Source organism: Nonomuraea sp. NPDC050691 (assembly GCF_040654455.1).
GTDB lineage: Bacteria > Actinomycetota > Actinomycetes > Streptosporangiales > Streptosporangiaceae > Nonomuraea.
This window is the reverse complement of record NZ_JBFAIA010000025.1, coordinates 58,181-64,776: the sequence shown is the minus strand read 5'-3', so window position 1 is coordinate 64,776 and position 6,596 is coordinate 58,181. Positions and strand designations below refer to the sequence as shown.

The window sequence follows — 6,596 nt, the reverse complement described above, 5'->3', positions numbered from 1 at the left end:
TCCCGGTAGACGACCGGGTTGATAGGCCGGAGGTGGAAGCACGGTAACGTGTGGAGCTGACCGGTACTAATAGGCCGAGGACTTGACCACAAAGCTTATGCTTTGGTGTGTGCTGCGCTCTGTTACTCTTCGCCGGGTCCAGAGCTGCGCCGCACTGAAGATCTTGCTCGCGTCCACTAGGCAATTCTGAGACAGCAAGCGGTGCTTGTGTGTTTCAGAGGGTTACGGCGGTTATGGCGGGAAGGAAACACCCGGTTACATTCCGAACCCGGAAGTTAAGCTTCCCAGCGCCGATGGTACTGCACTCGGGAGGGTGTGGGAGAGTAGGTCACCGCCGGACAATCTTTGGAGAAGGGGTTCATGCGAGCCCGGTTTTATACCGGGGCTCGCGTGGGCCCCTTCTCGCATGTCCGGGATCAGTTCGCGCACGCGGCGGCGTAGACGGTTTCAGGAGAGGAATCGTCGGGTCGTCGACTGCCCTGTGGCGCACGTTATGTGTCGGCCCGCATTTCCCGTCGGGCGTTTCGAATTGTGAACTGCCTTGCGGCGCACGTACTGCGACGCACGTTGTGTGATGCACGTTCGCGGGATGAGCACATCTCCTGAGTGACCTTTGCGGCAGACGCTTGGGAGACAGGCGCTCTCAGGCCGGCGTCTGAGACGCGTGCTTGCGCCTCCGCAGGCCGCATCATGTCCCGCGCGCAGCGGGCCTGGAACGCGGGCGTCGCTGCTTCCTCAGGCTTGGCGCCCTGTTCCGGGACTTCTGCGGTTCGGGACTTCTCCGGGTCGAGCGAGCAGGCCCATGTGAGGGAGTTGGCCCAGGTCCAAGCCGTCAGCAGTCGTCAGCTCAGCCCCGGGACAGGGCGCAGGCACAGCGACCCCCGGCTCAGGCCAGAGCGCAGTGAGGGCCAGCCTCTGGGCTAGAGCAGCCGGGGCTTGGGTGCCGGCCTCTCAGGCCAGAGTGGGGGCACCTCCGGCCCATGCAGGGCGCGCCCAAGAACAAGGCCGGCCGATGGCAGAAGAAGTCCGGGCCAAGGATGTGAAGAAGCTCGGGGCAAGGTCAGTGTCATGCGGCTGAGATCCGTCGGCAGTATTTGCCGTGAACGATGCTGCTGCCTGCCGGGGGCGCCCGGGAAACGGAAGCCTTTCGCTGGTTGGCGACGTGCTGCGTGGCTTCACCAGTCGAGGGTGACAGGCCGCTCGTGCCGTACTCCTTGGAGCAGGTCCTTCAGCAATGCGGCCAGCCCGGGTGGAAAGATCCGCTCTGTGGTCGCGTCGAGGTCGGTCGCGGTCCACCATCGGTGCCCAAGCCCGTCATCTCCAGCTCCGGAGATCTCCACCGTTGAGACTCGGGCGAAGAAGTACGTGTGCACGGTGTAGTAGTGGCTCGCGTGGACGGACCACTGTCCCGCGTTGACGGCCACCGGCTCGCCCAGGTCTCGGGGCTGGAGGATCAAGCCGGTCTCTTCGCGAATCTCCCGGGAAGCCGCCTGCACCGCCGACTCGCCTGGTTCGATCCCGCCGCCAGGGAGATGCCATGCGGGCTCGCGGGGCCAGGGGTCGGGCGGGACGAAGCGGAACATCAGCACGCGGTCGGCGGGGTCGGCGAGGATGACACGCGCCGTGGGACGGTTCTTGATCATTGGCCCGAGGGTACCTGTGAGGGACCTCCCCTGCCGCTGGTGCTGCGCCCTGAGAGGGCACCGCGCAGACGAATGAGCTTCACCCGCAGGGCACCTGGAGCAGCGTGTCGCCAACCCGGCACCGGTTTCCGGCCACGGCAAGGTACCGGGCCTCCGTGCGCGGGTGCCTCCATGTCGAGGATGTGGGGCGCGTGACGCTTCGCTGTCGAGAAATCTCGGCGAGTTACGGAAAACGGCCGCTACGCCTGCGGCGCGGGCGGCACACTGGTGTGCGGCGGCCATCGCGGGGTTCCCCTTCAGTCCAGGTCATGCACTCGAAGGATCGTGCGATGGCCGTCCTCATGTCCTCACACGCCTCCTCGTACGCCCCGAACACGTCCGGCGGTGTCAGTGCTCGGCGGCGTCCTGGAGGAGCGGCTCGATCCGGTACGGGATCTGCGTGGAGAGCGCGATCGTGCTGTCCGTCCGCTGCACCGCTGGTGAGGCGAGGATGGCGGCGATGATCTCCTGCAGGTGTTCGGTGCTCTTGGCCACCACCCGGCAGAGCAGGTCGTGTTGCCCGCTCGTCCCGAGCACCTCCAGGATCTGCGGCACGGCGCGCAACGCCTGGACGGCCTCCGTCAGCCGCCCCTGCGCGATCTGCAGCCAGACGAACGCCAGAATCGGGTAACCGGCCAGTGCGGGCGAGACCGTGGGGCCGAAGTCCTCGATGACGCCCCGCGCCATCAGCTTCTCCACCCGTGCCTGCACCGTGCCGCGGGCCACCCCCAGAAGGCGGGCGGTCTCGGTGAGGCCGATACGGGGATGGGCCCGCATGGTCACCAGGAGCCTGGCATCCAGCTCGTCCACAACGGCCTCCTTGATGGCTGTGCGATTCGACCAGAAGATGGTGTATTGGTCGTGCGGAACTTAGCGTATCGACCAGTCGAATGCGGCGCTCTTGCCAGGATTCCGTGGACTTGCTGTCATCTGGAGCATGTTCGAGGAAGCGCAGTATTTCGCCCCGGTCGCGGAGCAGGATGACGGTTCGGTCGTGGTCGAACTCGCGTCCTCCCACCCCGGGTTCGCGGACCCTGTATACCGGGCCAGGCGCAACGCCATCGCGCAGCTGGCCGTGAACCACCGCAAGGGCATGCCGATCCCCGCCGCCGAGTACACCGAGCAGGAGCACGGCATCTGGGCCCTGGTCACCAGGGAGCTCGCGGTCAAGCACGCCAAGTACGCCACCGCCGAGTACCTCGAAGGGGTGGAACGGCTCGGACTGCCCGACGACCGGATCCCCCAGCTGGAGGAGGTCAGCCACCTGCTGTCGCCGCTGACCGGGTTCCGCTACCTGCCGGCCGCCGGACTCGTCCCGTTGCGCGACTTCTACGGCGTGCTGGCGGACGAGTACTTCTACTCCACTCAGTACATCCGCCACCATTCCGTGCCGTTCTACACGCCGGAGCCGGACATCATCCATGAGGTCATCGGCCACGCCAACGCGCTGGCCCACGAGCGGTACGCGGCCCTCTACCGGCTCGCCGGCGCCGCGGCACGGCGCGTGGAGAGCGACGAGGCGCTGGAGTTCGTGTCGAAGGTGTTCTGGTTCACGCTCGAGTTCGGCGTCATGAGCGAGGGGGCGGAGCTCAAGGCGTACGGGGCGGGCATCCTGTCCTCGTACGGGGAGATCGAGGAGTTCCGCGGCATGGACATCCGGCCGCTGGACCTTAACGTCATGGGCACCACCCAGTACGACATCACGAAATATCAGGATGTGCTGTTCCGGGCCGACTCGCTGCAGCACCTTGAGGATGTCGTGGGCGGGTTCTGGGAGACCTGCGACGACGACTCGATCGCCGAGCTGCTGGCCAGCGGGCGGGTTCAAGGCTCTCGCTGACACCCGCTGCCTCCCGCTCCCGACACCGGTGCCTCCCGCTACGTCCGGCTACCGCTCGCTACCTCCGGCTGTAGGCGCGTCCTGCAGGGTGTCCTCTGCAGGACGCTCCCTCCAGGACGCCCTCTCCAGGCGCCTCTGTGTCGCGCCTCTGTGTCGCGCCTCTGTGTCGCGCCTCTGTGCCGCGCCTGTGCAGGGCGCCTCTGGCGTCGCGCCTGTGCAGGCGCCTCTGTGGCGCGCTTGTGAAGGTGCCTCTGTGGCGGGCCTCGGCGGGGCGCCTCGGAAGGGCGGAGGTGGTTGAGCCGTCCGTCGTTTCGGGAGACGCCTCCTGCGGGCGCTCCAGGTAACGGCCAGCTGCAGGTGGTGTTGTCGCCTCAGCGTGCGGGTGGCTGCGGTGGCCGTGGTCGCTTCAGGTAACGGCCCCCCTGTGGGCGGCTGTTGTCGGGTTTGGCTAGCGGCATGTCGCGGTTTGTCGGGATAATCTGACAATGATCGTCGGCAGGGCGTTGCGCCGGGCCGCGCTGGTCACCCTTCTGGTGGCGCCGCCGGCCGCCCTCGCGCCGCCCGCCCTCACCTCGCCGGTCCCCGCGATCGTCGCCCTCAAGAGCCCCCAGCCGGGGCCAGGTACGAACTCCTTCATCGAGCTCACCCTCAACAAGGCCGCCGACGCCGAAGACGCCAAAGACGCCGAGAACGCGATGGGCGCCAAAGTCGTCAAAGAGGCCAACAAGAAGGCCGCCCCGGTCCCCGCCAAGACCCTGACCAAGCAACTCGACCGCTACCTCGCCGGTCGCTCCGGACCCGTCACCGCCATGGTGCGCGACCTCACCGACGGCCGCCTCTACCGCTACCACCGCGACGAGCGCCTGATCACCGCCAGCTCCGCCAAGGTGCAGATTCTCATGGCGCTCCTCCTCCGCACCCCCTGGCGCAAGCTGCCCACGGCGGTGCGCCGCGACGCCGACCTGATGATCCGCTACAGCGACAACCACGCCGCCGACCGGCTCTGGTCGCGTATCGGTGGTCCGGACGGGTTCACCAGGGCGGGCCGGGCATTCGGGCTGCGCCACACCTCGGGCGTGCCGGGCAGGTGCGTGGACCTGTACTGCTGGGGCATCACGCCCACCTCGGCCGAGGACCAGGTGCGACTCGTACGGGCCCTGGTGTCGGACCGTAGCCCGCTACCGGAGAAGGACCGGGAGCAGGTGCTGCGGCTGATGGGCCGGGTGGTCGCCGGTCAGGACTGGGGGATCAGCGCCGCCGCCTGCGGACGCGACCGTGTGGCGCTGAAGAACGGCTGGCTGAAGCGCGTGTCCACCAAGCGCTGGGCCGTCGTCACGGTGGGGCTGATCCGTGGGCGCGGCAAGGGGGCGGCGGGCCACGACTACGCGGTCGCGGTGCTCAGTGAGGGGGCCGCCGAGGTGGGGTACGGCATCGCGACGGTGGAGGGCGTGGCCAAGCGCGTCATGAAGGCGTTCCGTACGTGCCGTCGTTCATGATCGCAGCGCCGCACAGGTGAGCCGGGCCGGTGAGACCGGCCCGCGACCTCGGGGAGCCACCCCGCGTTCCGCCGCCTCAGGGCGTCGAGCCGGGGGTGACGAGCCGGTAGCCCACCCCGCGTACCGTCTGGATGAGCTGGTCGTCCTCGTCACCGAGCCGTGCGCGCAGCCGCTTGACGTGGACGGCGATCGTATTCGTGGACGTGCCGGCCCCCGCGTGCCACACGTGCCGCATGATCTGCTCCCGCGTCACCGTCCGGTCGGCGTTGCGCATCAGGTACAGCAGCAGTTCGAACTCCCGGAGGGGCAGGTGGACGACCCGTCCGTCCACGCGTACCTGGTAGGCCCGCACGTCCAGCTCGACGGAGCCGGCGGCGAGCACGTCGCGCTGCTCGGGGGAGGCCGCGTGGATGAACGGCAGCAGCTCCGGCACCCGGTACGGCCGGGCGACGCAGGCGGCCGCCCCGGCTGCGAGTGCCTGGACGGCCTGGTCGGCGTTGCCCTCGCCGACCCCGAGCAGCACGGGCACGGCCCGGGCGAGCCGGACCGCGCGGACGAAGTCGACGGCGCCGATGACCGGCAGGGTGGCCGCCGCCAGCACCACGTCGGGCTGGAGCGCGCCGGCCTGCAGGAGGCCCTGGGCGCCGTCGGGCGCGTTGGTGACGGCCACGCCCTCGCGTTCGAGGGCGTCGGCCAGGTCTTCGACGATCTCCTCGTCGGGGTCGGCGATGAGCAGTACGGGCCTGGTCCGCGTGTCCCCGTTCACCGTGGGTGCCGCCTGCTGGTGGGTCATCAGCCGAAGCGCCCGGTGATGTAGTCCTCGGTCGCCTTCTGCGAGGGGTTGGTGAACATCCGGGAGGTTTCGTCCATTTCCACCACCTTGCCCGGCTTGCCCTGACCGTCGAGGTTGAAGAAGGCCGTCCGGTCGCTGACCCGGGCCGCCTGCTGCATGTTGTGGGTGACGATGACGATCGTGTACTCGTCCTTGAGCTTGACCATGAGGTCCTCGATGGCGAGCGTGGAGATCGGGTCGAGCGCCGAGCACGGCTCGTCCATGAGCAGCACCTGCGGCTTGACCGCGATGGCCCGGGCGATGCACAGCCGCTGCTGCTGACCGCCCGACAGGCCCGCGCCGGGCTTGCCGAGCCGGTCCTTGACCTCGTTCCAGAGGTTGGCGCCCTTGAGCGACTCCTCGACGATGCCGTCGGACTCCGACTTCGAGACGCGGCCGTTGAGCCGCAGCCCGGCGGCCACGTTCTCGTAGATGGACATCGTGGGGAACGGGTTCGGACGCTGGAAGACCATGCCGATCGACCGGCGCACCGACACGGGCTCGACCGTCGAGCTGTAGAGGTCCTCGCCGTCGAGCAGGACCTTGCCCTCCACGCGCGCGCCGGGGATGACTTCGTGCATGCGGTTGAGGGTGCGCAGGAACGTCGACTTGCCGCACCCGGACGGGCCGATGAAGGCCGTGATCGAACGCGGCTCGATCGTCATCGACACGTCCTCGATGGCCTTGTGCGAGCCGTAGTAGGCGTCGAGGCCGGACACCTGGATCTGCTTGGACATTGCGCTGAT

At 68.4% G+C, this 6,596-nt stretch carries 6 protein-coding genes and 2 rRNA genes; 4 read left to right on the top strand and 4 right to left on the bottom strand.

All coding sequences use genetic code 11. The features are described from left to right. Positions 1–90, top strand: a 23S ribosomal RNA gene (locus tag AB0H81_RS13750); the annotation flags it as partial. Between the two features lie 133 nt (positions 91–223). Beyond that, positions 224–340, top strand: a 5S ribosomal RNA gene (gene rrf / locus AB0H81_RS13745). A gap of 835 nt (positions 341–1,175) precedes the next feature. Here the strand turns inward: rrf and AB0H81_RS13740 are convergent. After that, on the bottom strand, positions 1,176–1,643 hold the full coding sequence (locus AB0H81_RS13740) for an NUDIX domain-containing protein (protein ID WP_358373639.1): 468 nt from the start codon (positions 1,641–1,643) through the stop codon (positions 1,176–1,178). A gap of 387 nt (positions 1,644–2,030) precedes the next feature. Further along, complete coding sequence (locus tag AB0H81_RS13735; protein WP_358373636.1) at positions 2,031–2,492, bottom strand: Lrp/AsnC family transcriptional regulator; 462 nt, start codon at positions 2,490–2,492, stop codon at positions 2,031–2,033. A gap of 127 nt (positions 2,493–2,619) precedes the next feature. Here AB0H81_RS13735 and AB0H81_RS13730 point away from each other — a divergent pair, with 127 nt between their 5' ends. Both AB0H81_RS13730 and AB0H81_RS13725 read left to right on the top strand, forming a co-directional pair. Further along, positions 2,620–3,522 (top strand): phenylalanine 4-monooxygenase, encoded by a 903-nt coding sequence (locus tag AB0H81_RS13730; RefSeq protein ID WP_358373634.1) that lies wholly within the window; start codon positions 2,620–2,622, stop codon positions 3,520–3,522. A 485-nt stretch (positions 3,523–4,007) separates the two neighbouring features. After that, a complete protein-coding gene (locus tag AB0H81_RS13725) occupies positions 4,008–5,018 on the top strand; it encodes a serine hydrolase (RefSeq protein ID WP_358373631.1) in 1,011 nt (336 codons plus the stop codon). A 76-nt stretch (positions 5,019–5,094) separates the two neighbouring features. On the opposite strand, the gene AB0H81_RS13720 is transcribed toward AB0H81_RS13725, so the two are convergent. Beyond that, on the bottom strand, positions 5,095–5,811 hold the full coding sequence (locus AB0H81_RS13720; protein WP_358373629.1) for a response regulator transcription factor: 717 nt from the start codon (positions 5,809–5,811) through the stop codon (positions 5,095–5,097). After that, complete coding sequence (pstB, locus tag AB0H81_RS13715) at positions 5,811–6,587, bottom strand: phosphate ABC transporter ATP-binding protein PstB (RefSeq protein ID WP_358373626.1); 777 nt, start codon at positions 6,585–6,587, stop codon at positions 5,811–5,813. The genes AB0H81_RS13720 and pstB overlap by 1 nt, the downstream gene beginning before the upstream one ends. Positions 6,588–6,596 lie beyond the last annotated feature (9 nt).

What these genes read in the sequence shown, in the direction of transcription:
- AB0H81_RS13740 (WP_358373639.1), bottom strand. Translation starts at nt 1,643, where the DNA reads ATGATCAAGAACCGTCCCACGGCGCGTGTCATCCTCGCCGACCCCGCC.
- AB0H81_RS13730 (WP_358373634.1), top strand. Translation starts at nt 2,620, where the DNA reads ATGTTCGAGGAAGCGCAGTATTTCGCCCCGGTCGCGGAGCAGGATGAC.
- AB0H81_RS13725 (WP_358373631.1), top strand. Translation starts at nt 4,008, where the DNA reads ATGATCGTCGGCAGGGCGTTGCGCCGGGCCGCGCTGGTCACCCTTCTG.
- AB0H81_RS13720 (WP_358373629.1), bottom strand. Translation starts at nt 5,811, where the DNA reads ATGACCCACCAGCAGGCGGCACCCACGGTGAACGGGGACACGCGGACC.
- pstB (WP_358373626.1), bottom strand. Translation starts at nt 6,587, where the DNA reads ATGTCCAAGCAGATCCAGGTGTCCGGCCTCGACGCCTACTACGGCTCG.